General features: G+C 46.7%; 25 protein-coding genes and 1 pseudogene. 19 read left to right on the forward strand and 7 right to left on the reverse strand.

Annotated elements, in window-relative coordinates:
• Positions 1-86: 86 nt before the first annotated feature.
• A complete protein-coding gene (locus V7R88_RS00625; protein ID WP_214334766.1) occupies positions 87-1,604 on the forward strand; it encodes a hypothetical protein in 1,518 nt (505 codons plus the stop codon).
• A gap of 68 nt (positions 1,605-1,672) precedes the next feature.
• Here the strand turns inward: V7R88_RS00625 and V7R88_RS00630 are convergent, their stop codons facing one another.
• The 5 genes from V7R88_RS00630 to V7R88_RS00650 form a co-directional block, all read right to left on the reverse strand.
• Complete coding sequence (locus V7R88_RS00630) at positions 1,673-2,782, reverse strand: NADH-dependent flavin oxidoreductase (protein WP_214334764.1); 1,110 nt, start codon at positions 2,780-2,782, stop codon at positions 1,673-1,675.
• Positions 2,783-3,032: 250 nt separating this feature from the next.
• Positions 3,033-3,872 carry an energy-coupling factor transporter transmembrane component T family protein gene (locus V7R88_RS00635; protein WP_015825031.1) on the reverse strand — a complete coding sequence of 280 codons (840 nt, stop codon included), beginning with the start codon at positions 3,870-3,872 and terminating at the stop codon, positions 3,033-3,035.
• A gap of 1 nt (position 3,873) precedes the next feature.
• Positions 3,874-5,574: an ABC transporter ATP-binding protein gene (locus V7R88_RS00640; RefSeq protein WP_214334762.1), complete on the reverse strand. Its 1,701-nt coding sequence runs from the start codon at positions 5,572-5,574 to the stop codon at positions 3,874-3,876.
• A 4-nt stretch (positions 5,575-5,578) separates the two neighbouring features.
• On the reverse strand, positions 5,579-6,139 hold the full coding sequence (locus V7R88_RS00645; RefSeq protein ID WP_003641748.1) for an ECF-type riboflavin transporter substrate-binding protein: 561 nt from the start codon (positions 6,137-6,139) through the stop codon (positions 5,579-5,581).
• Positions 6,140-6,217: 78 nt separating this feature from the next.
• Positions 6,218-6,436: a hypothetical protein gene (locus V7R88_RS00650; protein ID WP_015639841.1), complete on the reverse strand. Its 219-nt coding sequence runs from the start codon at positions 6,434-6,436 to the stop codon at positions 6,218-6,220.
• Positions 6,437-6,710: 274 nt separating this feature from the next.
• Between V7R88_RS00650 and V7R88_RS00655 the strand changes: the two genes are divergently transcribed.
• The 10 genes and pseudogenes from V7R88_RS00655 (at position 6,711) to V7R88_RS00700 (ending at position 16,563) form a co-directional block, all read left to right on the forward strand.
• Complete coding sequence (locus tag V7R88_RS00655; protein ID WP_003641749.1) at positions 6,711-7,463, forward strand: GntR family transcriptional regulator; 753 nt, start codon at positions 6,711-6,713, stop codon at positions 7,461-7,463.
• Positions 7,464-7,607: 144 nt separating this feature from the next.
• Positions 7,608-7,937 (forward strand): helix-turn-helix transcriptional regulator, encoded by a 330-nt coding sequence (locus V7R88_RS00660; RefSeq protein WP_003641750.1) that lies wholly within the window; start codon positions 7,608-7,610, stop codon positions 7,935-7,937.
• A gap of 28 nt (positions 7,938-7,965) precedes the next feature.
• A complete protein-coding gene (locus tag V7R88_RS00665) occupies positions 7,966-8,751 on the forward strand; it encodes a hypothetical protein (protein WP_152706923.1) in 786 nt (261 codons plus the stop codon).
• Between the two features lie 24 nt (positions 8,752-8,775).
• A pseudogene (locus V7R88_RS00670) lies at positions 8,776-9,587 on the forward strand (hypothetical protein).
• Between the two features lie 331 nt (positions 9,588-9,918).
• Positions 9,919-10,410, forward strand: a complete 492-nt coding sequence (locus V7R88_RS00675) for a hypothetical protein (RefSeq protein ID WP_003641754.1) — start codon at positions 9,919-9,921, stop codon at positions 10,408-10,410.
• A 167-nt stretch (positions 10,411-10,577) separates the two neighbouring features.
• Positions 10,578-11,372: an SDR family NAD(P)-dependent oxidoreductase gene (locus tag V7R88_RS00680; RefSeq protein WP_114648267.1), complete on the forward strand. Its 795-nt coding sequence runs from the start codon at positions 10,578-10,580 to the stop codon at positions 11,370-11,372.
• A 262-nt stretch (positions 11,373-11,634) separates the two neighbouring features.
• Complete coding sequence (locus tag V7R88_RS00685; RefSeq protein WP_054399453.1) at positions 11,635-12,552, forward strand: ABC transporter ATP-binding protein; 918 nt, start codon at positions 11,635-11,637, stop codon at positions 12,550-12,552.
• Between the two features lie 5 nt (positions 12,553-12,557).
• Positions 12,558-14,174 (forward strand): ABC transporter permease, encoded by a 1,617-nt coding sequence (locus tag V7R88_RS00690; RefSeq protein WP_338816290.1) that lies wholly within the window; start codon positions 12,558-12,560, stop codon positions 14,172-14,174.
• 18 nt (positions 14,175-14,192) lie between these two features.
• Positions 14,193-14,852, forward strand: a complete 660-nt coding sequence (locus tag V7R88_RS00695; RefSeq protein ID WP_214334758.1) for a TetR/AcrR family transcriptional regulator — start codon at positions 14,193-14,195, stop codon at positions 14,850-14,852.
• A gap of 169 nt (positions 14,853-15,021) precedes the next feature.
• Positions 15,022-16,563 (forward strand): FAD-binding protein, encoded by a 1,542-nt coding sequence (locus V7R88_RS00700; protein WP_214334756.1) that lies wholly within the window; start codon positions 15,022-15,024, stop codon positions 16,561-16,563.
• Between the two features lie 163 nt (positions 16,564-16,726).
• On the opposite strand, the gene V7R88_RS00705 is transcribed toward V7R88_RS00700, so the two are convergent.
• Positions 16,727-17,239: a folate family ECF transporter S component gene (locus tag V7R88_RS00705; protein WP_054399447.1), complete on the reverse strand. Its 513-nt coding sequence runs from the start codon at positions 17,237-17,239 to the stop codon at positions 16,727-16,729.
• 229 nt (positions 17,240-17,468) lie between these two features.
• Between V7R88_RS00705 and dhaS the strand changes: the two genes are divergently transcribed.
• Positions 17,469-17,987, forward strand: coding sequence for a dihydroxyacetone kinase transcriptional activator DhaS (dhaS, locus tag V7R88_RS00710; protein ID WP_057717101.1), 519 nt, complete (start codon positions 17,469-17,471; stop codon positions 17,985-17,987).
• On the opposite strand, the gene dhaQ is transcribed toward dhaS, so the two are convergent.
• Positions 17,984-18,973 (reverse strand): DhaKLM operon coactivator DhaQ, encoded by a 990-nt coding sequence (gene dhaQ / locus V7R88_RS00715; RefSeq protein ID WP_057717100.1) that lies wholly within the window; start codon positions 18,971-18,973, stop codon positions 17,984-17,986. The genes dhaS and dhaQ overlap by 4 nt on opposite strands.
• Before the next feature lie 160 nt (positions 18,974-19,133).
• On the opposite strand from dhaQ, the gene dhaK reads away from it, so the two are divergent.
• The 7 genes from dhaK to V7R88_RS00750 all read left to right on the forward strand — a co-directional run bounded on the left by dhaK (position 19,134) and on the right by V7R88_RS00750 (position 25,674).
• The gene (gene dhaK, locus V7R88_RS00720; RefSeq protein WP_214334754.1) at positions 19,134-20,132 is read left to right on the forward strand and encodes a dihydroxyacetone kinase subunit DhaK; all 999 of its coding nucleotides are present in this window, start codon (positions 19,134-19,136) and stop codon (positions 20,130-20,132) included.
• Positions 20,133-20,145: 13 nt separating this feature from the next.
• Positions 20,146-20,727 carry a dihydroxyacetone kinase subunit DhaL gene (dhaL, locus tag V7R88_RS00725; RefSeq protein ID WP_214334753.1) on the forward strand — a complete coding sequence of 194 codons (582 nt, stop codon included), beginning with the start codon at positions 20,146-20,148 and terminating at the stop codon, positions 20,725-20,727.
• Positions 20,724-21,092, forward strand: coding sequence for a dihydroxyacetone kinase phosphoryl donor subunit DhaM (gene dhaM, locus V7R88_RS00730; protein ID WP_057717097.1), 369 nt, complete (start codon positions 20,724-20,726; stop codon positions 21,090-21,092). The genes dhaL and dhaM overlap by 4 nt, the downstream gene beginning before the upstream one ends.
• Before the next feature lie 14 nt (positions 21,093-21,106).
• Complete coding sequence (locus tag V7R88_RS00735; protein WP_214334752.1) at positions 21,107-21,814, forward strand: MIP/aquaporin family protein; 708 nt, start codon at positions 21,107-21,109, stop codon at positions 21,812-21,814.
• A 150-nt stretch (positions 21,815-21,964) separates the two neighbouring features.
• On the forward strand, positions 21,965-22,984 hold the full coding sequence (locus V7R88_RS00740; protein WP_063731968.1) for a LacI family DNA-binding transcriptional regulator: 1,020 nt from the start codon (positions 21,965-21,967) through the stop codon (positions 22,982-22,984).
• 38 nt (positions 22,985-23,022) lie between these two features.
• Positions 23,023-23,985, forward strand: coding sequence for a LacI family DNA-binding transcriptional regulator (locus V7R88_RS00745; protein WP_210696782.1), 963 nt, complete (start codon positions 23,023-23,025; stop codon positions 23,983-23,985).
• Positions 23,986-24,000: 15 nt separating this feature from the next.
• The gene (locus V7R88_RS00750) at positions 24,001-25,674 is read left to right on the forward strand and encodes an alpha-glucosidase (RefSeq protein ID WP_057717093.1); all 1,674 of its coding nucleotides are present in this window, start codon (positions 24,001-24,003) and stop codon (positions 25,672-25,674) included.
• Positions 25,675-25,813: the final 139 nt, after the last annotated feature.

Raw genomic sequence — 25,813 nt, forward strand, 5'->3', positions numbered from 1 at the left:
ACCGAGATTTTAGAACTAACGTTCGCACTGAATGGGAAAGTTATGGTATGCTAGAACGGTATTTTTACTGAAAGGGGTGGGCGGCATTGCCGGCAGCAACAACTTTAATAACCCCCGCTGAAAATCGTTTCTTTCTGTTAAGTGAACGAGCTCGACGGCGGACCACGCTCCAACAAATTAGTGCGTTATTACGCGCACACGTAACGGTAAAGGCTGACAGTGATTTCTTGAAACCGACTGTTCGTAACTTGATTTTACAAGATCATGCACAGTGGTTGACCGACTGTAGTCATGAGTGGCAACTTTTGGCGAGCTTGCCGTACGTTGTTAATCCGAATGAAAGCCGACAAGCATGGCATCATTGCGAATTGTGTCATAAGCCGGTTCGTTATGAGTACCATGTTCAAAACAAGCATAATCATCGTGAGTTGATTGTCGGTTCTGAATGCGTCAAAAAGTTCATGAACGCCGAAACACGTTACTTGATGGTGATTACAACAGAAGATAACTTTTATGCGGTGGCCCAGTATCAGACGCTGACTACCGCTGTACCAACAGTGCCAACGATCATGTTTGCTCAGCCATGGCTACCACAATTACCGGCTGAGCAAGCCCCCCAAGCACGCAAGTTGCGACAAACAACGACGCAAACCGTCACGACGTACCTAAAACGTCGTACCAAGCAACTACCATTACAGGAACTAAAGCCCGCTGAACAAACCTATCAGCGGTTAGTCCATGATGAACAAGCGGTGATCGAAGCGGCTGAGCGGGCGGCCCGTCAAGCAATTGTGACCAATCAACAACAACGCCAGGCACAAGCGCAGCAAAGTGCTGTGAAGGCCGAGCAAACCTTGCGCCAGAGTCACGCCTATCAACGTTATTTACAGCAGCTGGCGGCCATTATTGTGATGCATCCGGAACGACCGATGGCGAAGCAACAGTTTGAAAAAATCACGCCACCAGCGACCGAACGCCCTTTGGTGAACTCTTATCAATTCGGGCAAATGGTGACTGAATATCGACAGACTGGGAAGATTCAAGTTCGGCGCCTAGCCATGCTTGATCATCAGTTCGTTGCCGCACTTAATCAGGTGACTCAACAGCTAGATGAACAACAAACGACGCGTTTTTATGACGATGTCTTCAATAGTTGTTGGGGCTGGCAGTATCATCAGCAGGCGACCCAACGTGCGGATTGGGAGCACTTATTGACGACCCGGTGGGGCCAATCATTGTCGCTGGCTTGGTTTGAACAATTAGCCATGCAAACGACGATGCCACAAACTCAACAGTGGCTTGCGGACAATGCGGATGCCGGTATGCAAGCAGCACTACAGCAACGTTTAGCTGCGCATGAAGACCGCCAACCGATTGCCCGTGACCGGATGACTAGATCGGAATTACGACAGTTTTGTTTGCGTGAACAGCCAGTTGCGCCGACATTAGAAGCATTTGAACAGGTCTTTGACCAACAGTATCAATTGCCCGTCGACCGGCAAGCAACGGCCCATGAAACGTTAGCCTATTACTATATTGCGCGTCAATATCAAGGCGACCATCAGCGTGCGTTACAACAACTGAATTGGTTATTGAAAGTCTAAATGTTTCACGTGAAACATAAAAACGTCCACTGATTTTTTCAGTGGACGTTTTTAATTCGGCTGACAGGTTAACTATTAATGACGCTGTGATAGCGCGAGGCTGCAAATTCATACAGCGGACGGCTAAGTGGTGTGACCTCAACGGCTTCTTCAAATGGTGCCGTAACCATGGTGTCGTCAGCGTTTTTAGCGAGTTTGACGGCCCAAGTTGGATCATAAAGTAGTTGTTGGCCCACTGCGACTAGTTCGGCAGTTTGTAACACAGTCTTGACATCGTCGCGGGTCCGGACGCCACCAACACCAACTAGCGGCAATTTACCTTGTAACGCTTCGTGCACATAGGTCATGATGGATTTATCTTGATACTGCGGGTCTCGTGAAACACGGTCATAGTTGTTGAGTGAGACATGAACGTAATCTAATCGACTTTCCCGTAGTTGTGAGAGTAACCAAAGGGTATCTTCAAAACGAATACCTGGTTCTTCGAATTCTTCTGGTGAGAAACGATAGCCAACGATGAAGGGCCGGTCCGCATATTGGTCAACAGCTGCAAAGACGGCCTTTAATAATTCATCAATAAAGCGGAACCGTTCTTGTGGCGTGCGACCACCGTATTCATCGGTGCGGCGATTACTATGTGGTGAGAAGAACTGTTGGATCAAATAGGTATTGGCACCGTGTAATTCAATCCCATCAAAGCCGACTTGAATCGCGCGCCGAGTTGCTTCACCGAATGCCGCAATCGTTGCGTGGATCTCGTCAATCGACATTGCGCGTGGGGTCTCCGCATCGTCACGAAGGGCTGCAACGGCACTGGCAGAGACAATCTGTTCGCCATTTAAGACGGCTCGATGCGTCATTCGACCGGCGTGGAAGATTTGAACGATAGCTTTGGTACCTTGACTTTGAATGCCATGAGCAAGTGCACTTAGACCGGGCAGCATCGTGTCATGCGCGATACTAAGCTCGCCATGCCACCCCTTACCGAGATCTTCGACGTTGGCAGCACCCGTAATCACGGCACCTAAGCCAGTAGCTCGTTGTGTGTAGTAGTCGATTTCGTCATGGGTGATACTACCATTGTAAAAGCTTTGAGTCGTCGTCATGGGCGACATCATTAGGCGGTTGCGTAGTGTAACGCCAGATTTGAATTTGAGTGGTTCGTTAAAACTAGTCACAATAAAACATCCTTTCAAGCTAGTTTTGCTTACTTTTTGTAAGATCTAGTTTCAGTTTAGCGGTTGAAATTTGTTTTTTCAATTTTAAAGTCGCTGGTTTTAGTTAATCTTGGCATAACAGGATGGTGCGTGTGGAATAAGGGGATTGTTGCTGTTGTTAAATCAGGTGAGGCTTGATAGGTAGATGCAAACAAAAAACTTCATCGATAAGCATGGTCGACGAAGTTTTTTGGAAAATTATGATGCAACGTTATGCCTTAAACGGATTCCAGAAACGGCCACCGTTGACCTTAAAGAGGGCGATGCCGAGGATGATCAGCAAAGCAACTAACGTTAACGCCAGATAGTCGTTACGTTTAAAACGTTGGGCCATGTACCATGTGCGCCGTTTTCCCTTACCGAAGCGCCGCAATTCCATCGCCTGACTAATGGTTTCAATTCGATCTAAGCTTGAAAAAATCAATGGAAGCAGAATTTGGATGCCGCCACGAATACGGGTCATAAAATGCGCTTTTTTCGACATTTCAAACCCCCGAGCCTGTTGCGCCAGACTGATAGTACGGTAATCAGCTTGAACGTCTGGAATGTAACGTAGTGCAATCGCTACGGAATAGCTGATACGATAGGAAATACCAATCTTATTGAGACTCGCAGCAAATTCGCTGGGATTAGTCGTCATGAGAAAAATCAGGGCGAGTGGCACGGCAAACGTGTACTTTAATAACAAATTAAATTCATAAAATAGTTGTTCGGCTGTCAAGTTAAAATAGTGATCAGCAGATCCCAGTAGTAAGTGTTCGGTACCATAAATCGAGACGCCATAATGAGGCGCAAAGACGTACACCATCACTAAGTTTAAAACGGAAAAACCAATAATAACGTTAAGCACGAACGCGATATCGCGGTAATGAATTTTTGAAAAGCGGAATAGAATCAGCGAAAAAATCATCACCCCGATTAAGTAACGCGTGTCGTAAGTCATCATCCCGATAACTGATAAGCCAACAAAGCAAAGCAGTTTAGTGCTACCGCTAAGCCGGTTTAGAAAAGTATGGCGGTCGTTGTACCCGATCAATAATTCATGTTGCATCTTAGCGCGCCTCCCGTTCAGCCTGAACAAATTTTGCGACGAATTCTGTCGGGTTTAAATGGTGCGCTTCCGCTAGGGTGTATAAACTTGTCTTAGCTAAGGAAGCTTGCTGAATAATGGCTGCGTTGGTCAACACATCGGCTGGGCGAGCATCCATCAAGATGTTGCCGTGGCCCAACACAATCGTGCGATCCGTGTATTCTAGCATTAGGTGCATATCATGCGTGATCAACATAATCGTCATGTGTTGTTCCTGATTGATCTTAGTTAAGAAGGTCATCATTTCAGTATAGTGCTGCAAGTCTTGGCCCGCAGTAGGTTCATCAAGAATTAGCATGGCTGGTTCTAATACGAGGATGGCCGCAATCGTGACCCGTTTCTTTTGACCGAAACTGAGCGCAGAAATAGGCCAGTGGCGAAACTCATAGAGACCACAGACCTTCAGAACGGCCTGGACACGGCGCTTTACTTCATCGTCAGCGACACCTCGGAGGATTAAACCGGCAGCAACTTCATCAAAAATCATCGTTTTAGAGATCATTTGATTGGGGTCCTGAAGGATATAACCAATTTGGTCGGCACGTTCTTTGACTGATTGGTCAGCTAGGGAACGACTGTTAAATCGCATTTTGCCGGACTGTGGCATCAAAAATCCAGTAATCAGATTGCTTAATGTTGACTTACCAGTCCCGTTTTGACCCACCAGACTAATCATTTCACCCTGATGAAGCGTGACGGTGACATCGTTGATGATTGGTTTGGCGGGATCATACCCGAATGTCAGGTGCTCAATTGCGAGTAACGGTTGGTCATGAACGACGGGCGCCTGTAGTTGTACGCCGGCGGTCCAGTTTTGCAACGTCGCGGTGAGGTCGGGTACTTGTAAGGCTTGGAGGTTATCCAAGTGTTGGCAAGTTGCTAGATCAACACCGGCTAGTTTGAGCGCTGAAAGGTATAATGGTTCGCGCAGCCCGAGTTGAGTCATGAGTGATTGCCGCAAAATCGTTTCCGGCCGGTCGTTAGCGACGATCGCGCCGTCTTGCATGACAATCAGCCGGTCGATTGGTTGTTGTAACACGTCCTCGATGCGGTGCTCGATAATGATGACGGTCAGGTCCTGCGTATGAGTCAGTTGATCAATGAGTGCCATCGAGGCCTTACCCGATGCCGGGTCAAGACTCGCTAGCGGTTCATCAAATAATAGGATTTTACTATTGTCGATCAGAACACCAGCCATGGCGACCCGTTGCTTTTGCCCACCAGATAATTCCTGCGGGCGGTGCGTCAATAAGTCCTGGAGGTCTAAAGTTTGGGCCCACTGTTCAGTTGCTTGTCGCATGGCCGGTTGGGTCTGCTGATCATTTTCCAATGAGAAAGCCATATCTTCGACGACGGTCAGACCGACGAACTGGCTATCAGGATCTTGCAGTACCGTGCCGACGTCTTGGGATAATGCAAAAATGGAGCTCTCAGTGATGGTTTGACCAGCAATCATTGCCTGGCCCGTCACTGTTCCTGGATAGGATTGCGGAATCAAGCCGTTCAAACACCGGCCTAATGTAGATTTACCGGAGCCAGAAGGTCCAGCAATCAACACTTTTTCACCGGGATAAATATCCAGATTAATATCACGTAAAGTTGGTTCCGTTTGGCTATTATATTGAAAAGAGAAATTTTTAAAGCTAATGATGGGTGCGCTCATGTTATTAACGTTCCTTTGTTAAGCTCCCACGTTGGGTCCGCGTCCGGGCGTACAAGACTAGTAGGATGGTCCCAATGATGGCAACTGAGATGGAATCGGCGATCCAAGTAATGACACCTTGAAGGTAAACTTTGTTGGCCGGTTCATGATAAATAATAATATCACCAGTTGGTGCTAAAAGCACCCAACCAATAAAGTTGACGATGATTTGGTAAATGTTAAACCAGACTAATTTTGCCGTTCCTAGTACGCCATTTTCAATCTTGAGCCGATTTTTAGCTAGTCCGAAGGCAACCCCAATCAGACCATCAACGATGACCCAGGTCCACCAAGGCGAACCATAAGTTACGAAGTCGTTTAAGGCGTGACCGATGAACACGGCTAAACCAGCTGCAACGGGACCAAAGATGGCACCTAGTAAGGCTAAAAACCCCATCGCGACGTTAACCTGGGTATTCGGCACACCCGTTGGAATGGCGACAAATTTCATGAGAACAAAAATAACGGCGGCGCCGATCCCGGTAGCCACGACGGTACGAATTGAATTGGATTGCTTGTTTTGCATAGTGTAACACTCCTTAAGTATTGAGAATGAATAAGTTCTAATAACCATTAATAAAAGCGAACAGGCGTTAATTTCAGATCAGTTATGGTCATAAAAAAACGCGCCTAAAAGCGAATGCTTTCTAGGACGCGTTTGCGTGTTACCACCGAGATTTTCCCACAGGGACTTATCATGATCGTAACGGATCGCTCCGACTGAGATGGCCCCAGTAGCTTCTTCAAGACCATCTTCAACTAACCACGTCATCGTTTTGCACCAAAAATACGACTCTCTAAGCACGAGAATTAGCTTACTCATCTTGTCACAGCTTTTTCTAATCTGAATTTAACTATTAAAGCATACGCCAAAGTCTGTGGGGGTGCAAGTAAAACCGAACGGATGTAGCCGGTTACATCGAGATTGAACGGGAAAATCGGGAACAGCTAATTAAATGGTGGTCAAATGCACTGATTCATTCGGCTATACGGTCAGTGACGGATGCTGATGATTAGTTGGATTGGTCGTTAATTAAACAAAGCCAATAAAAGTATATACAAATGATTTCAATTAGCTACTAAAAGGGGTAAACTAGTTGACAAGACCAAATGATGAAGGGGATGTGAGTAGTTTGGCTTATAAGTATGAAACGATTGCGGATAGTCTGCGACAAGACATAAAATCCGGTAAATATACGCCGGGTGAATTGATGCCCGACCAGAATAAATTAGCTGAAACTTTTGATACGACACGAATTACGATTCACAAGGCCATTCAATTACTGATTATTGAAGGGATGGTTTACTCCAAGCGTGGCGCGGGGACCTTTGTTCGCAAGGACTTTGGCTTGACTGAACGGCGCCAAGAAACGCTGGTAGACAAGCCCCTGGGAACAACGCAAACGAATGCCGGTAAAAAGGTGACGAGTAAGGTGTTGGAATTACAAGCTCGCTTGCCTACTAAGCGGGAAGCGGAACAGTTGTTAATCGATGAGATGGATCCGGTGTACGTTATTCGGCGGACCCGCTACGTTGATGGTAAGGTGTGGGCGTATGAGCATACGATTATGCCAACGAGTATCGTGACGTTGACGAAGCAAGTCCTCGAAGGCTCGGTCTACGGTTACTTAGAGCAACATAGTGGCAAGAAAATCGCGGGTTCACATCGTATTATCTCGGCAGCCCGAGTGACGGCTGATGACGTTGCCGCAATGGGCGCGACTCTGAATGATCCCGTGTTGGTCATTAATCAGATTAGTTACATGGATGATGGTCAACCCTTTGAAGTCTCCGAATCACATTTCCCATACGAGACAAGTACGGTCGTAGCGGATGTTCAAATTCATTAAAGCAATCGGTAACCGCGTTAATCAGTGGCTACCGATTTTTTGTGGAAATTATTCTGGAGAGTTGCATTCAAGAAAACGGTGGCCCATAATTAAATTGATTGAAAAAGAAAGCGCTTCAATAATCTGATTAAGGGGGATGGAAATATGCCAGCTAACTTTTATCAACGATTAATTGATAAGTATGAACCAATGACGGAAGCAGCGTTCTTAGTGTTAGTCAGTGTTCGCCAGCCGATTACCAGTGAAGCGATTCCGGCAAAGATCGCTGAAATGACCAATAATCAACTACAGCTAGGATTAGGAACCTTATTTACGAATTTGCATGCCATGACGAAGGATTATTTAATGACGGAACGAGTCGACGAAAATGACGTGCACACCTATGAAATCACGGGGAGTGGTGAATCGGTTTTGGCGGCTGAACGAAAACGACTGCAATTATTGAATCAGATTTGTGAGCAGGCGGGATTGTAACGGGCTAATTTAACGGGGAAGTGAGTATATGTGGCGTTATCAAATGGCGGTCAAAGGCTCAGAGCAGGAATTGCGGTGGCTCAATCAGCAGGCACAACGCGGGCAATTACTGCGGCGTATCAGGGGGAACTGGTATCAATTTCAAAAAACAGCAACTCGGTATCAAGTCTTTAGTGAATATGTGAGCGGTAATGTTGCAACTGAAATCGACGACCAGCACACACCGTTCAAATTGTTAGCACGGCTACAATTGACGAAACCAGCCGTACAGGTGATTTATACGGGCACGGCTCAGACTGATTTGCAGGGGGCGCGAGTGGATCGTCAGGACGCGCCGTTGCAGTTGAAAATTGCACTGGCGCAACGGGGACACTTGTTAAATGTCATGAATATTAGGTTAGTAGTTGGTCTGATACTAGCCGTGATCGTGATTAGCCTGAATGTGAATGATAACGTGGCCAGTTGGGGAATGTTTGCATGGTTGCTATTTACCTTCTATCCCGCATGGCAAGCAAGTCGGCTGCATAAGCAGGCGAATGCGCTGCGAGTCATTACGCAACAATATGATGATGCTTGGCGGCCAACGATGCACGTTTTCTTAAAAAACATGCCCACTGAGTTGGACACAGAAAAAGTGGCTGGTCTAGGGGTGTGGGCTTACGTCGGTCAAGATCATCACGGGATGTACTGGTACGACTTGAAAACACTGGCCAGCGCTGCGGAAATCAAGCAATCGCTACAGCCAGTTGTGGGAGATAGCGTTTCTGTATCGATTGTAAGCTGGCTGGGATTGGCACCAATTGGGTTTGTTTAAACTTTTAAAATGGAAGTGGTAGGTATGTGGCGGCATCGGTTTTTGATCAAAGGTTCTGAACAGGAGTTGGCGTGGCTGAATGCGCAAGCGCAGCGACATTATTTATTGATGACCATTCATGGAAATTGGTATCAGTTTAAAAAAGTGCCGACGATTTATCGGGTCTTTAGTGAGTATGTGCCACAAGCAATCGCGGCTGACATGAGCAACGGGAACAGCGCGTTTCAAGTTCTCGCCCAAGTGCAAGTACAGCAACCAGATGTTCAGATTGTGTATACCGGCAGCGATCAACCAGCATTACAGCAAACGACAATGGCGCCAACTGATCCTAAGATTCGTTTGCAAGTAGCTTTGCAGTTACGTGATCAGGCGATGAATACGATCAACCTCAGTCTTTATGCAGGGGTTGTGGTATGGGGATTATTTTTGATACTGATCCTTCATCAGGGTGATAAGGGTTTAATAGGCGTTTGGATGCTAATGCTGTTAGTAGGACTTCTCGCGGTATTAGGACTGTATCGGACGGCACATCGTTTGCAGAATCAAATCAGCCAGTTACGGCGTGACACTGAACAGGACGACGGGGCCTGGATGCCGACGATGCACGTTTTTGTGAGCGCATTGACTGCGGATCTTGACACCGAGGAACCGGCATTAAAGTCGTTAGGTCGGTGGACCTTAGTTGGTCATAGTAAAAGGGCCAGTATTGGTATGATCTGCAAACGCTAGCCAGTGCGACGGAGATCAAACAGACTTTACGACCGTTCGTTGCGACTGACACTAACGTCAACGTTCTGAGCTGGTTAGGGCTCGCGCCACTGGGCTGGTTTGTGTGATTGGCAATAATTGTTTGTACAATTAACATATAAAACGTTAGACTATTCTGAGACTAACGTTTTTTTTGTGTTTACCGGTCTGATGATAATATAAATGATAAAAAGTGACATATAATCATAATAGTAGTATTCTAAATAAAAGACAAAGCTGGAATAGGTTGAGTGTTAGTGAATCAGCTGTAAATTAATGGATATTGCGCGAATTTTACTATAAAAGTTTTTTTATTCGTCACAAATATTTCATATAATCGGGTTAACTTAAATAGTACAAGCTCGATTGTGTTGAAGACAATTGAGCTGATTACACAGAAAGCTTAGTGAGGTGATTTTGATGCGACTTAAGGATTTAACTGGTGAGACTTTCAGCCGTTTGACCGTTATCGAACGGGCTGAAAGTGCGCCGAATGGTAATGCACGGTGGTTGTGTCAGTGTTCATGTGGACGACAAGTAGTTGTCGATAGTTATCGGTTACGGAAAGGGATTACGAAGAGCTGTGGCTGTTTACGGGCAGATGTTAGTCGAAAGAATATTTTTGAAAATCCGCAAACCCGTAAAAATATGGGACGTAGTGATAACTTACCGCTTTATCAAGGAACTTCGGTCGATCGATTGAAACCGAATAGCCGGAATCGGAGCGGGGTCATTGGGGTTTCCTTTGACCGATGCTCACAGAAGTGGGTCGCACGGTTAATGTATCGGGGCCGCTTAGTTTTGAATCAGCAGTTTGCTGATATGGATGATGCCATCATGGCACGTAAGCAAGCAGAACAACGCTACGTTATGCCAGTGTTAGAAGAATATGCGAAATCAAGCGCGGATTAAGACGCGTACATAATTAGCACGCCAGGAGACTGGCGTGCTTTTTTGCGATTATTACCCGGGAAATAATCGAGTTAGATTAATACTCGTAAGGACCGATTATTTGTGTTTATGGATCGAACTAGCTAAACTTAACAGGCAATTTAAATTAGAACGGAGGAACTTTGAGCATGGAAATGGGATTGGCAGGAAAACGGGTCTTGGTCACTGGTTCGACTAAGGGAATCGGACGGGCAATTGCGGTAGCTTTTGCCGAGGAAGGCGCGGATGTGGTCATTAATGGTCGCCGCGCAGATACGGTGGCCGCGGTCGTGGATGAGCTCGCAGCGGCATATCCAACAACTCATCCAGTGGCGGCACCGTATGATATTAGTGATCCGCAGCAAGCTGACAAAATGTTTCAACAAATTCCAACGGTTGATGTACTGGTCAACAATATGGGAATCTTTGGGCCAATGGCTTACGATGAAATTGACGATGCAACCTGGGAACGGTTCTTTAAAGTGAACGTGTTGTCTGGCAATCGGTTGGCGAAACATTATTTACCTGCAATGTTAGCACAAGATTTCGGACGCATTATCTTTATTGCGAGTGAAGAAGCAGTTATGCCTTCGGGGGAAATGCCTCAATATTCGATGACTAAATCGATGAACCTTTCTTTAGCGAAGAGTCTGTCGAAGTTAACAGTTGGTAGCCACGTAACGGTCAACACGGTTATGCCCGGCTCAACATTAACAGAAGGTGTTCAGAAAATATTGGATGATATGTATGCTGGTTCAGATTTACCAAAGGATCAGTGGGAGCATGACTTTATGATTAATCATCGACCACTATCACAGATTCAGCGGTTGATTCGGCCGGAAGAAATTGGTCGATTAGCCGTGTTTGTCGCTAGCCCGTTTGCTAGCAGTTTTTCTGGTGAAGCATTGCGGGCGGATGGTGGGTTAGTCCCAACTATCTTCTAGTGGCTAATGAAGGCGATATATCTTGCTGGTTCTGCCATAGAAATTCAGATGTCAAAAAACTGTTTTAGCGAGTAAAGTTTATCGCCAAAACAGTTTTTTTGTTGACCTGCCTAGCTTCAAAAGCCGGTTTCAAGCAGATTAGATGCTTGAAATGATGTTTTTAACCGATTGACTGGCTAGTCATTGACTTATTAGTCAACGGCGCCTATGATTGCAGCATCAACAATAAGATGCTCGAATTTGAAGGATGGGAGTGAGTCATATGGATAAAGAACCGTTATTAAGGATTAGTCACTTGCAAAAGCATTTCGGAAAGTTTCAGGCGCTCAAGGATATTAATTTTGAAATCAACGCGGGGGAAGTTTTTGGCTTTATCGGTCCGAATGGTGCTGGTAAATCAACCACCATTCGGGTACTACTTGGAATTTTAAAAGCTAGTGGTGGGCAGGCGACGATTTTTGGTCGCGATGTCTGGCAGGATAGTGTAGCGATTCATAAGCGAATTGCTTATGTGCCAGGCGATGTTTATTTATGGCCTAATCTAAGTGGTGGGGAAATTATTGACTTGTTTCTCAAACTAAACGGTGGTCAGCATACGGCTAAGACGGACGCGTTGATCAAACAGTTCGAACTGGATCCGCGTAAAAAAGCGCGCGCTTATTCTAAAGGTAATCGGCAAAAGGTGGCCTTGATTGCGGCACTCTCAACGGATGCTGAGCTCTATATTTTTGACGAGCCAACGTCCGGGCTAGATCCGTTGAATGAGCAGACGTTTCAAAATGAAGTGTTGGCTTTAAAACGGCAAGGGAAGAGTGTCCTATTATCTAGTCATATTCTGTCAGAAGTGGAAAAAATGTGTGATCGCATCGGTATTATCCGTGAGGGGCAGATTGTTGAAACGGGGACGTTAGCTGAGATGCGACACTTGACCCGAACCACGGTCGATGTGCAAACCCGACTGCCTTTGACTGACTTGACCACCCTAGCTGGTGTTCACGGGGTCACAGCGCGCCACGGAGATAACCACGTCAGTCTGGCCGTCGATGCTGACCAGTTGACGCCGGTAGTGCAGTACTTGGCGAGTCGGAAACTGATCAGCTTAACAACGACTCCACCAACGTTAGAGGATTTGTTCATGCGCTATTACACGACCGAGCAACAACCGGTGAAGGGGAAGTGATGCTGATGGCAACACAACTATTTGCTCGTACCGGATTACTGATACGGTTTAACTTACGACGAGATTGGAAAAAGTTGCTCATTTGGGTCGTCGTGTTGACGGGACTCTTCACGGCTATCGCCGCGAAGTTTGATGGTATTTATGGCACCCAAACTGCCTTGAATGAAATTGTTAAAACGCTTAAAACACCCGCGATGATTTCCCTATTTGGTGCGTTTTCGGCCAAATCGCCATATACGACGGCCAAGGTGTTTGCAACTGAAATGGTGGTTTTTATGGCCATCGTCATGATTGTGATGAATATCATGGTGGCCGTGGTTACGACGCGCGGGGATGAAGATGATGGCCTGCTAGAGCTAGTGCGTGCCCACGCGGTCGGTCGGTTAGCACCACTATTCGCCGGGGCAGCTGAGTTAACGGCGCTAAATGGTTTGATTGGTTTTCTTTTTGCCCTCGGGCTGACCGTCGCCAAGCTTCCGGGAGCGACGACGCCAGGTAATTGGTTAATTGGTCTGGGCTTAGGAGGCTTAGGCTGGGCTTTTGGAATGTTGACGCTGTTACTTGCACAGGTAATGACTAGTGCGAGTGGTACGACGATGCTGAGCTATTTGCTACTGGGCGTCATGTACGTTGCACGAATGGGCACGGATGTTAACCGTCCAGACCTGACTTGGTGGATCCCCTTTGGTTGGATTGAAAAATTAGATGCGTATCAAACCAATGATTGGTTACCAATCGGTCTGTACGTATTACTGGGTCTTGGTTGTTTAAGTTTGGCTGCAGCTCTTAATGCTTATCGGGACTTGGGCGCGGGCTTAGTCGAACCACGGCGCGGTCGGCGACAGGCTAGCGGTTTATTGCGGGGTCCCGTGACCCTATTATGGCGGCAGGCACATGGTCTGATTATTGCATGGCTACTAGGGAACTTTATCTTAGGTGCCGCGTATGCGTCCGTCTTTAATACGATTGGCGATTTGGCAAAGAGCAACCCAATGATCAAACAGTTGCTGGGCGCGTCAGCTTTAGCAGCAGCGAACCGTTTGATCGTCAAAAACTTCATTGCGGTTCTGGCCATTGTCATGGTAATCGTTGCCCTGATTCCAGCAGTTCAGCTAATGCTCAAGCTGGTCAATGATGAACAAAAAGGCTATCTACATCAAGTTTATGCGACGGCCACATCACGGTGGCACGTGTGGGCAAGCTATACCGGTTGGGCGATCGTAACGGGACTGCTCGTTTTACTGGCCGGTCTAAGCGGCATGTATTTGATGGGCCTGAAGAGTATGGACAACCCCATTAGCTGGGTGACCTATTGGCACGTGTTTGCGGCCTATGCACCGGCGATGTTAGTGATGGTCGCGGTGACGAGTGCGCTCGCGGGCTGGCGTCCTAAATGGCGGTACGCTGCGTGGGCCTGGGTATTTTACGCCTTCTTTTCATTATATCCGGGTAATTTGATTGATTTGCCAAAATGGGCCCGCCGTTTAACGCCGCTTGGCTTTGTTAACAAGGTACCAATCAAGCCCTTAGATGGGACGACAAGTAGCTGGTGCCTGTTATTAACTGTGCTAATATTAGTAGTAGCAGCACTAAGCTATCAGCGGCGAGACCTAGCTCAGTAAACGAAAGGAGTGCGCGTCATGGCAGCAAAACAATCAGTTCCGAAAGACCCTGCGAAGGTCGAGCGTATTATGCACGCGGCCATGCACGCTTTTGCCGTCAGTGGCTATCGAGATGCAAAGACGGATGTGATTGCGTCCGCGGCTGAGGTGTCTAAGGGCCTGGTATTTCATTATTACGGCAGTAAACAGGGCCTGTACTTGGCCACTGTTCAGCTCGCCACTGACACAATTATTGCCACCGTTAATCAACAAGTTTTCGATGTTCCAGACGACCTGGTCACATTGATGGTGCGGAGCGCGCGTTACAAGGCGGCGTTTGGACAAGACCACCCGGATGAAATGAAGGTCTTGATCGACGCGTATGGCGCGTTGGAGCGTCTGCCTGCAAAGATACAGGCACAAATGAAGATCCTGTATACTAAGTCGATGACTATTTCCCGGGAAATGATTAGTCGGGTGCTGGATAAAATGTCTCTGCGTGCGGAGGTTGATCGTGAAGCGACGATTGACCTGATCATGGGTGTTTACAATCAAATTTTCACGGAATTTCAAGCCTATATGCGCGCAGATCATCAAGTCGAATCGATGGCCGATGTTGAATGGGTGGTCAGTCGGGCGAAAACTTACATGGGAATCTTAGAACACGGGTTTGTCGCGTCAAATTTAGATAATCAATAGTAATCATAGCTATTTTAGCAGTCGACTGGTGTTCAATCCGGGCGACTGTTTTTCGACCAATGGGTTGGGCAACGTTCAAGCGTGATAATGTTTGTTCGCTTTTTTCGTTGGTCGGCTAAAAGTGTGGTAAGTTAGACTTAATAGATGACGGACGAAGTGAGGGATTAGGATGGAATTACATTTAACGGCACGACAAACGGGATTGTGGCAGCGACTAATGGCACTGACACGGGAACAGCTGATGGGACTCGTAATGCAGATTGAGTCGACTGGGACAATCGAGCGACCTACGTTAACAACCCTTGCCCAGCAATTGACTTTAGACGATCCACTACCGGATGACCGTCTGAGCCAACGTATCCTAAGTGCACTAGCACTGGCTCAAAGCTCAGCCGGGCTTGCCATGAGTTTTGCTAGTAGTTGGCAAGTTGAGGATGCAATATTGACGTTTGGAACCCCGCAACAGCGCCAGCGGTATGGCGGGCAACCCGCAGTCTTTGGCCTCGCGGCACTACCAGAGCAAGTCACAGCTAGCAGTACCGTTAAAGCAACGCCGGTGACGGCTGGTTGGCAACTGTCTGGTACCGTTAAAGCAGTTTTGAATGTTACACAGGCCACTGAGTATTTAGTCCTCGCACAGACACCACCGGATGCTGCCGGAGCCTTTATTATCGCTGCCGATAAGCCGGGTGTAACAGTTGGCCAACCGATAGCTCCGCTAGGGTTACACGGATTGACTATCGCAGATATTCAACTCACCGATGTCCCAGTAACAGCCGCTGATCAAATCGGTCAATTGGGACAAGGACAACGAGTAATGCAACGGGCGCAAAGCCTGGGACAATTATTTGCCGGGGCAATCACAGCGGGAATATGGCAGCATGCTACGGACCAAACACGACAGTTAGCGCTGACAGAACAGCCGCCGTTAACAGCCTTGGCGCCAGCAATGGCGATTACGGCCGCTTTACAGACTAGTGTCTATAATGCGGCGCAACAGGCTGATGATGAGCGTTCATTTACAGATGCCGCGCAATTAGCAGCGGTGTTTGCCAGCCAAAACGCCTTGGCACCGTTTAAAATTTTGATGCCACTGATCGGTGATTTGGCCTATACGCAACACTCACCGTTAGTCGCCTTGCAAAATGACGTGGCGACATTGCCGTTGATTATTGGTACGGATGCGCAGTTAGCCCTGACCTTTGCCGCGACGAGTCTGAACGATGAAGTGGTCGACGTTCCGACAGCGGGTCCCCAAACGGCTCCGGAGCACCTAGTCGTGGCTGATTTACATCGGGTTGTAAAACGTTTGAAGCTGACTAAGGATGTGCCGGTCAATGTCGGTAGCATCGCCACGGCCAAGCGTGTCGTGGCATTAGGCCGGGGGGCGATGGAACCCGCAGTATTGCTTCAAGCCCAACAACTAGCCAAGTGGATTGGCGCGGCGCTGGCCGTTACCCAGCCGCTAACGACGATGGAACAATTCAGCATTGAGCAACAAATTGGTGCCTCAGCGGTGACGGTTGCGCCAGAAGTCTTGATCAACATCGGTATCGCTGGTGATGACGATTACTTGGCTGGCATGGCTGGCGCGCAACACGTTCTTTCTGTGAATACGGACGAACAAGCGCCAATCTTCAACCATTCACAACAAATCTTTGTGGGTGGGGCCAGTGAATTCTTGGCTGGCATGGTGGCGGCGCTGAATTAGCTTGAATTTCAGCTCACTGTCATTTGTACGTATGATAATTGATAGATTATTAGAAGGTCCAAGGCTCACAGCGAGATACTGTGGCCCTTGGACCTTTTTTGTGTGCAAGCGCATTAAGTACCAGTGGTCATCACTTAATTAATTAAATAATTAATGACTGCTGTCACTTAAAACGCGCGGTTAGCTGGTTCAGAATCGGAATTTTAAATAGGGCGATCAAGATAACTGAGTAGCAGACGTAGGTCACGACTTCTTGAATCAAGCGCGTTGTTAGCAAAACTGACCACGGTGTTAAGTACATGAGATGGAGCCAGAGACTGTTTAAAAACAAATTGAGAATGAAGACAACGATGAAGTTGGCGATGAGAATACGGGTCAGTGAGGTTTGATGTTGAAAGGCGTACCCAAAGACTAACCCGGTCAAAAAGGCGGTTAGGATGAACCCAGGGAAAAAGGTGAACTTTGGAAAGAGCAACATTCCGAGTAGGTAGGAGATGGCACTACTGCCGGCTGTGACTAGTGGTGAAAACAAACGAGCTGTTAGACCAATAATAATAAATGCGAAGGAAATCTTGGTTAGCAGTAGTTGAATTGACAGTAAACTCCCTAAGACCAGCTGCATCGCAATTAAAGCGCCAAGTAACGGGATGCGTCGAACCGTAAGTGATGATGTCATAATAACTGAAGCCCCCTAAGTGTATTGAGTGTATTTTAGGGGAATTTGGTGAGAATTACTAGGCCCGAATTTGTTGGTTATAAGAGGTATAAAAATATCATTGCGAGAAACGCTACGACCTAACATAGCGTTTCTCGCAATGATCTATTAATCCTGAATATGGCTCCCGTTGGACATGGACCATAGTTATCGCTACAATGTTGATAAAAGGCAGTATGGAGGCGTTTGGATGGCGTACATTACGAAAAAGAAAATTGCACAAGCCTTTCATGACGTCGTCTTAGTGAAAGGGTTTAGTCGGACTTCCGTGACAGCGATTATGGACACCGCCGATTTTAGGCGGCAAACGTTCTATGATTATTTTCAAGATAAATATGAATTATTAACCTGGTTTATTGATGATACGTTGACTGAGACAGTTGAACATAATCTGAATTATTTACCTTGGATCGACATTATTAAACTAGTTTGTTACGAGTTGGATGCGAATCGCCAGTTTTATGCCGAGTGTATTAATACGCAGCATGAAATTGACGTGACGGCGCTTGTCGGGAATCACTTAGCCGCGTTATTGACTGAACTAACGCATGCTAAAACAACGGAAACAGCGGCCTTAATTTGGCTGTTGTGCCTGGGAATTGCGCAATCGCTAACGCATAATATTGTTGCTAGCCATCCTGAAGATTACGAGGTACTTTCTCAGGACGCCATCGCAGCCATTGAAATGACACTTAAAATTTTGAACTAGTTTGGCCAGGCGGCGGTCTTGACTGGTCGGTTTAAAGCAGTTAACCAGGTGGCGTCCGCTAAGTTAAGTAGGGTCAACGACAACCCGTGCATCCCGTTGGCGGTTAAAAACGTCCCCACTTTGTTGAAGTCGATCGTTAATGAGGCTAGGCTGAGTAACTCGTGAACATCATTGTTGAATACCATGAGTTCCATGGGCGTCGTCCCACCAAGTGAGTTAACGAAAACGGCGTAATGGTCGCCAGCATGCCACTTGAAGTTGAGACGTAATTTACTAATTAATTCCTGTGCGAGTCGTTCTGACGATTGGAAAGACTCGCGTCGATAACCGGGCTCGCCGTGAATACCGATACCGTAATAGATTTCACCAGGATTTAAGGTAAATGATGCCGTCGACTGTCCTGGAATACGGGCACCGCTAGCAGCAACCCCAATCGTATGAATGTTTGGCACTAAGGCGGCAGCAATGTGGGCCAATTCAGTGATAGAGGCACCTTGAGCTGCGGCGGCGCCAAGAATTTTGTGCACTAAAATCGTACCGGCGACTCCCCGCCGGCGCTGTTTTAGTGACTCGTTATCTACGGAAATATCGTCTGCCACAATACATAGCCCGGTTTGCCAATGTTCTGCTCGGAGTTGCTGTTGAGCAGCCGTAAACGCGCGAACGTCTGCCGGAAAGTTTTTGACGATAAAGAATGCGCGGCGCTGGTGCGTCACTTGTTTGGTGACTTTAATAATTTCTTGAGGGGTCGGGGGCTGAAAAACTGTCCCCATCACTGCGGCAGTCAACATACCAGCCCCAACGTATCCCCAATGCGCTGGATCGTGACCGCTGCCCCCACCAGCAATCAACGGAATCTGATCATCTTGAAAGTTGCTGTCATAGCATCCCAATGTATTTGGGACCCATGTTAAATTTGGATAGGCCCATTGAATACCCTGAGTTGCTTGGCTCAGGGCATTTTGAGGTTCATTAATGATTTGCATGGGGACACCTTCTTATATTATTGATTTGGTTTTATTATAACGCATCCGAATGACCATGCTTGCAGGAAGCTGGCGGACAAAACAGCGAAACTGTCCATTATTTTTGAAAGCGGATTCATCTACAATGGACTTGTTAATTCGAGAAAGGAAGGGCAACAAGATGAAAAAAATTATTAATGATCCTAAGAATGTCGTCGCTGAAATGGTTGATGGGTTAGTGCGCACCTATCCCCAGTACCTAACTAAATTACCGGATACCGAAGCGATGGTTCGTAGTGATCAAGACTCAATGCAGGGGAAAGTTGGAATCGTCAGTGGTGGCGGGAGTGGTCATGAGCCCGCCCACGCCGGCTTTGTTGGCCCTGGCATGCTCAGTGCTGCCGTGGCAGGACAGGTTTTTACCTCACCGACGCCAGACCAAATTTATGCGGCTATTAAGGCTGTCGATCAAGGTAAGGGCGTTTTCTTAGTCGTGAAGAATTATTCTGGTGATGTCATGAATTTCGATATGGCGAAAGATATGGCTGAATTAGATGATATTCAAGTTAAATCGATTGTCGTTGATGATGACATTGCCGTTAAGGATAGCTTGTATACACAGGGGCGCCGAGGCGTCGCTGGTACCATCTTTATGCATAAGATTCTAGGAGCGGCGGCTGATCAAGGTGCTGACTTGGATACTCTAGAAGAGCTAGCAAAGCAAGTTTTGCCACGGATTAAAACGATTGCGGTCGCATTATCCGCAGCGACGGTGCCGGAAGTCGGCAAACCTGGCTTTGAATTGGCAGATGATGAAATCGAGTTTGGCGTCGGAATCCATAGCGAACCAGGTTATCGGCGCGAAAAAATCAAGCCATCCAAACAACTTGTTCAGGAATTGCTAGGTAAATTAGATGATGAATTACACCTACAGTCAGATCATCAGTATGCGTTCTTGGTTAATGGCATGGGAGCAACGCCATTGATGGATCAGTATGTCTTTTGCCATGACTTGTTGGATGAACTGGCAACCCGGCACATTCAACCGGCCTTTATGAAGGTTGGTAATTATATGACTTCGATTGATATGGCCGGTATTTCACTGACGATATTCGATGTTGCTGACTCTCAGTGGCTAGATTACTTACAGTATCCGGTCAAAACAATCGCGTGGTCATAAGGAGGAATTGAGAATGTTAACAGTTGAGAATACAACCGTATGGCTGAATAAGTTTGCTGAGCAGATTGAACAACACCAAAGTTACCTGAGTGAATTAGATACGCCAATTGGTGATGGTGACCACGGTGGTAATATGGCCCGGGGCCTAGCAGCAGTCAAAGCGGCGCTAGCTACACAACCTACCGATCTAACCAAACTATTTCAAGCGACAGCAATGGCGTTGATTAGCAAGGTCGGCGGTGCTTCCGGACCATTGTATGGAACAGCCTTCTTAGAAATGGCAAAACAAAGTAAGACTGATAGCGATTTAGGTGGCTTGTTGGCAGCAGCGTTAGCTGGAATTGAAAAGCGCGGTGGCGCAACCGTCGGGGATAAGACGCTGATTGATGTGTGGGCACCGGTCGTTCAGGCGGTTCAAGCAGGCAAACTAGCGCAGGCCGTTGTTGATGATGCGGTTGCTAGTACCAAGCCAATGGTAGCTAAAAAAGGGCGATCCTCCTATCTAGGTGAACGTTCAGTGGGACACCTTGATCCAGGTGCTGTCTCAAGTGGTTATTTATTTACAACATTACTGGATACGGAGGGAATCTTATGAGTTTAGGAATTGTAGTTGTTTCACACGTCCCGGAAATTGCTGCGGGTATTCAGCGTTTGTTAGGGCAAGTTGCCCAGGACGTTTCGATTACGATTGCTGGCGGTACGGATGACGATCAAGTCGGAACTAGCCTGGCGAAAATCACACAAGCGTTTGATGCTAATCGTGCGGATGAACTCTTGGCCTTTTATGATCTTGGTAGTGCCAAAATGAATCTGGAAATGGCCATTGAAATGAGTGATAAAACGGTTCATCTATATGATACGGCCCTCATTGAAAGTGCCTACACGGCCGCATCGCTATTACAGGCAGCCGTGCCACTTGCTGACGTTGAAGGGCAATTAGCGCCATTAAAAATCAAGTAGGATGGTGACGGAACATGCACGGTTTTTTAGGTGAATTTTTAGGTACCATGGTGTTAATTGTATTTGGGGTTGGTAGTGGTGCCGCCATGAATTTAAAGGGTAATTATGCCCGTCATCAGAATTGGACCTTTATTTGTTTGGCGTGGGGCCTAGCCGTTACTTTTGGGGTCTATGTTGCTGGGCAATTTGGCTCGGATGGTCATCTGAATCCAGCGGTGACGGTCGGTTTTGCGTTATTCGGGTATTTACCGATGGCTAACGTTTGGCCGTACTTATTGGGCCAGTTCTTAGGGGCCTTTGTCGGCGCGGAAATCGTTATTATTCAGTACTACCCACACTTTCAAGCTGCAAAAACGGCGGCAGATGGCAATCAAGTTGGCATTTTTGCAACTGGGCCAGCCATCAGTAACCCGGTATTTAATTTTCTGAGCGAAACGATTGCGACCTTCTTCTTTATCTTCGTACTATTGAATCTCGGTAACTTTACCCAGGGATTAAAGCCATTGATGGTGGGGCTGCTCATTGTTGTCGTGGGTCAGACGTTGGGTGGGACCACGGGCTTTGCGATTAATCCAGCTCGTGATTGGGCACCACGATTAGCCTACACGATTCTCCCGGTCCCTAATAAAGGGTCGGCTAATTGGGGTTATGCCTGGGTTCCGATGTTTGGCCCGTTGCTTGGTGGTATTTTAGCAGCTGGTCTGGAAACAATTATTAGTTAAATACTCACAACTGTGCCGATTTTCTTGGGCGCAGTTTTTTGTTATAAAGTATAATTAAATAAATAATGCAAGTTTATGCAATCGCTTGCAATAACGATGAAAACGTTTTATATTTAATGAGATGGATTCAAATAGATCGGGGGGATCATGATGGCAACTATCAAGGATGTTGCCCAGCGCGCGGGTGTTTCGCCTTCAACAGCGTCACGTGCAATGCATGGTAGTAAGATTATCAGTAAGCCAACACGTGACAAGGTCGTTAAAGCGGCGCGGGAATTAAATTACGCGCCGGATTTTAATGCACAGAATCTAGCAACTAAGGCCAGTAATACAATCGGGGTGGTACTACCAGTGGACCATCACGAAATCTTTTCTAATCCCTTTTTCCTAGAGATGATTCGGGGTATCAATGAAGTTTGTAGTAAGAATGGCGCAATGACAACGTTAGCAACGGGTATTTCAAGTGACGAACTGGTGCATAATATTGATGTCATGATTGCACAAGGTCATATTAAAACTTTTATTTTACTGTATTCTGAAAAAGATGACCCAGTTGTTGAACGCTTGAAGCAATTTGATGTGCAATACGTTGTGATTGGGAAGCCTTACCAAGACGTCAATAAAACATCGTATGTTGATAATGATAATATCCAAGCCGGAACGGATGCAGCGCAGTATCTCATTGATCATGGGCACCGGCGCATTGGTTTCTTGTATTCTGATTTATCACGGATGGTTCAAAGTGATCGGATACTTGGTTATCAACGTGTAATGATGCAAAATCAGTTACCAAATATTATGTTGGAAGAACGGTTTGAGACTCATGCGGCGGGTGTTAAAACACTACATAAGTTTTTTGAACAGTACCCAGATGTTACCGGGTTTGTGGCCGTAGATGATATGTTGGCGTTGAAATTGCAACAGGTTCTCCATAATGACCCGGAATGGAAAGTTAAACAATTCTCACTGATTGGCTTTAATAATTCGATTTTTTCTGATTTAGCGCACCCGATGTTGACATCGATTGCGGTCTTCCCGCAGCGCTTAGGAGAAGAAGCAGCCAAGATTGCGATGGCTGACCATCCTGCTGATGAACTATCAACGGCAGTGATTGTGCCGCATCAAATCGTGAAACGCCACTCAGTCCACCAAATCAAATCCTTACAGTAGTAAGTGCTATTACCGAATTATAGGGGGGTATTTTGAGTATGATAACGCTAAACGATGTCGCAAAAAAGGCTAATGTGTCGAAAATGACAGTTTCACGGGTCATTAATCATCCCGAACAGGTACGTCCTGAGCTTCGTGAGATGATTTTAAATGTGATGACGCAACTGAACTACCAACCGAATGCGGCAGCGCGAGCGCTAGTAGGGCGAAGAACCCGGGTCGTAAAATTAACGATCTTTGAAGACATGGACACGACGGAACCCTATTACATGATGTTGCTTGCGGGGATTGCGAATGAATTGAATCAACATCAATATGCCTTGCAAATTGCGACGCGCAATAGCTATGAGGTTGGCAAGTGTGATGGTTATATTTTGACCGGCATTCGACAAGCGGATTACGCATGGGTCGAGCGTCTTAATCAACCGGTCGTTTTTTTTGGTAGCAATCGTCAGGGATATGACTACGTAGATACTAATAATTATCAGGCGGTCTGGGAAAGTACGCATTATGCTGCAGAACAGGGCTATACGCATCTCGTTTTTATTGGTATCGCTGTTGCTGAGCCGTTTGAGTTGGATCGTGAACGGGGATTTCGGGAGTACGTCACGACACATCATATTAGTGCTCAAATTATCCGATTGACCAATCACTCACACGTTGCAACTGCATATGTGAAGGCCCATTGGTCTGGCTTTCCCCGGAATACGGCGTTCATTTGTGCCAGTGATCGGTTGGCGATTGGGGTCGAGACGGGCATTGTTAACCAAGGGGGCCAGATACCCACGGAATATGGCGTTATCGGTTTTGATGGCGTGTTATTAAATCAGATTGCAGCTAAACGGTTGACAACGATGAAGCAACCGCTTGAAGCAATGGGACGAGCTGCTGCACGGCTATTGTTGGCTAATATCAATCATACTGATCGTTCCCGTGGGTTGCATGACCAAGAAAAAATCATCATTAATTCACGGTTGTCGGTGGCTGAATCGACCCGTTAAAGAGGAGTCTGGAAGATGAGTAAGCATTGGTATGATCAACAAACGATTTATCAAATATATCCGAAGAGCTTTAACGATAGTAATCACGATGGGATTGGAGATATTCCTGGAATTACCGCGAAGATTCCCTATTTGAAGCAGCTTGGAATAACGACGATATGGTTAAACCCAATTTATCAATCACCCCAAGTTGATAATGGCTACGACGTTTCGGATTACTATCAAGTGGACCCAAGTTTGGGGACAATGGCGGACGTTGAGACGCTTATTAAAACGGTTCACGAGCACGGGATGCATCTTATCTTTGACTTTGTTTTGAATCATACTTCAGATCAGCACCCGTGGTTCAAGCAAGCGCTCGCTGACCCACAGAGTAAGTATCGGGACTACTATTTATGGCAAGATCCCGCAGCCGATGGTGGGCGACCAAATAACTGGGGCTCGTTTTTCGGTGGCAGTGTTTGGGCGAAGGATCCAACAGGTGGCCCACAGTATTACTTCCATTTGTTCGATAAACGGATGCCGGACCTTAATTGGAAGAACCCAGCAGTGCAACAGGCGATGCGTGATGTTGCTGAGTTTTGGGTTGAAAAGGGTATCGATGGTCTCCGGTTAGATGCGTTTATTCATCTGGCTAAAGCGGACTTTCGCCAAACTTATCCAAATCCGACTGGTGATTCGACACCTATCATTAGTGACATGTTTTATGCCCACCTACCGAAAGTGCATCAGTACTTACACGATTTTGTCGCCGCAATCAAAGCCAAGCACCCGGATACGTACGTCGTCGGTGAAGCGTCATCCGCCGACCCACACTTGATGGTCGACTATACGACACCAGGTACGGATGAGTGTGATCAAGTGATTACGTTCAGAACTTTTGCGGACGACAATACTCAGGATGATCCGAGCTTCTCTGATACATTTCAACCCCGGCCGATGGATGTGACGGCCTATAAGCAAAATACGGTCGGCATTCAGGCGGCTTTAGCAGACACTAGCTTGCCAACACTTTACTGGAATAATCATGACATGGCCCGGGTCGCCACGCGTTACGGTGATCCTGATTATCCGCAGGCAAGTGCCAAGGCGTTAGCGACGGCCCTGTACTTGCAACGTGGTATTCCCATTATTTATTATGGCGAAGAATTAGGATTAACGAATATCCGTTATCATGATATTGCGGACTTTGAAGATCAGACGGTACCCACCTTTGTGGCAAGCGCTCAAGCCGCTGGTAAGTCTAAGTCAGAGATTATGCGGATGCTGAATCAAACTCATAAAATGGCTGGGCGTGGCCCCATGCAATGGGACGATACGGTTTATCATGGTTTCTCTGACCACTTACCATGGAAACATGGTGATACTGATGACATGAATGCGCAAGCAGAAATCGCTGACCCAGATAGTATTTATCACTATTATCAGCAGTTACTGCAATTAAAGCAGCGAGCTCCCTTTGTTGATGGTCAGTTCATTATGCTCGGAAGTGCGGAACAGCTCTTTACCTATCTCATTGATGATGGGCAAGAACAAGCGGCGATAGTTTGCAATTTAAGTGCACAAACGCAAACGTATTCATTGCCGTTTGTTGGTGGTAAAGTGTTGCTTGTACAGGGTGGTGCAGCATATAAGGGACGCCAAGTGACGTTACCAGCTTGGAGTAGCTTAGTCGTTAAATCGGCATAGGCAATGTGAGTGCATGATTATCCTGAAATTGGTATATATAAATCATGTGATGTATTTTAATTAACTTATCAATCTTTATATAAATTGGTATAAAGGTTGATGGACCAATAAATCCTAACGTTTTTAAGCGTTAGGATTT

The sequence above is a fragment of the Lactiplantibacillus argentoratensis genome (assembly GCF_037290055.1).
Lineage (GTDB): Bacteria > Bacillota > Bacilli > Lactobacillales > Lactobacillaceae > Lactiplantibacillus > Lactiplantibacillus plantarum.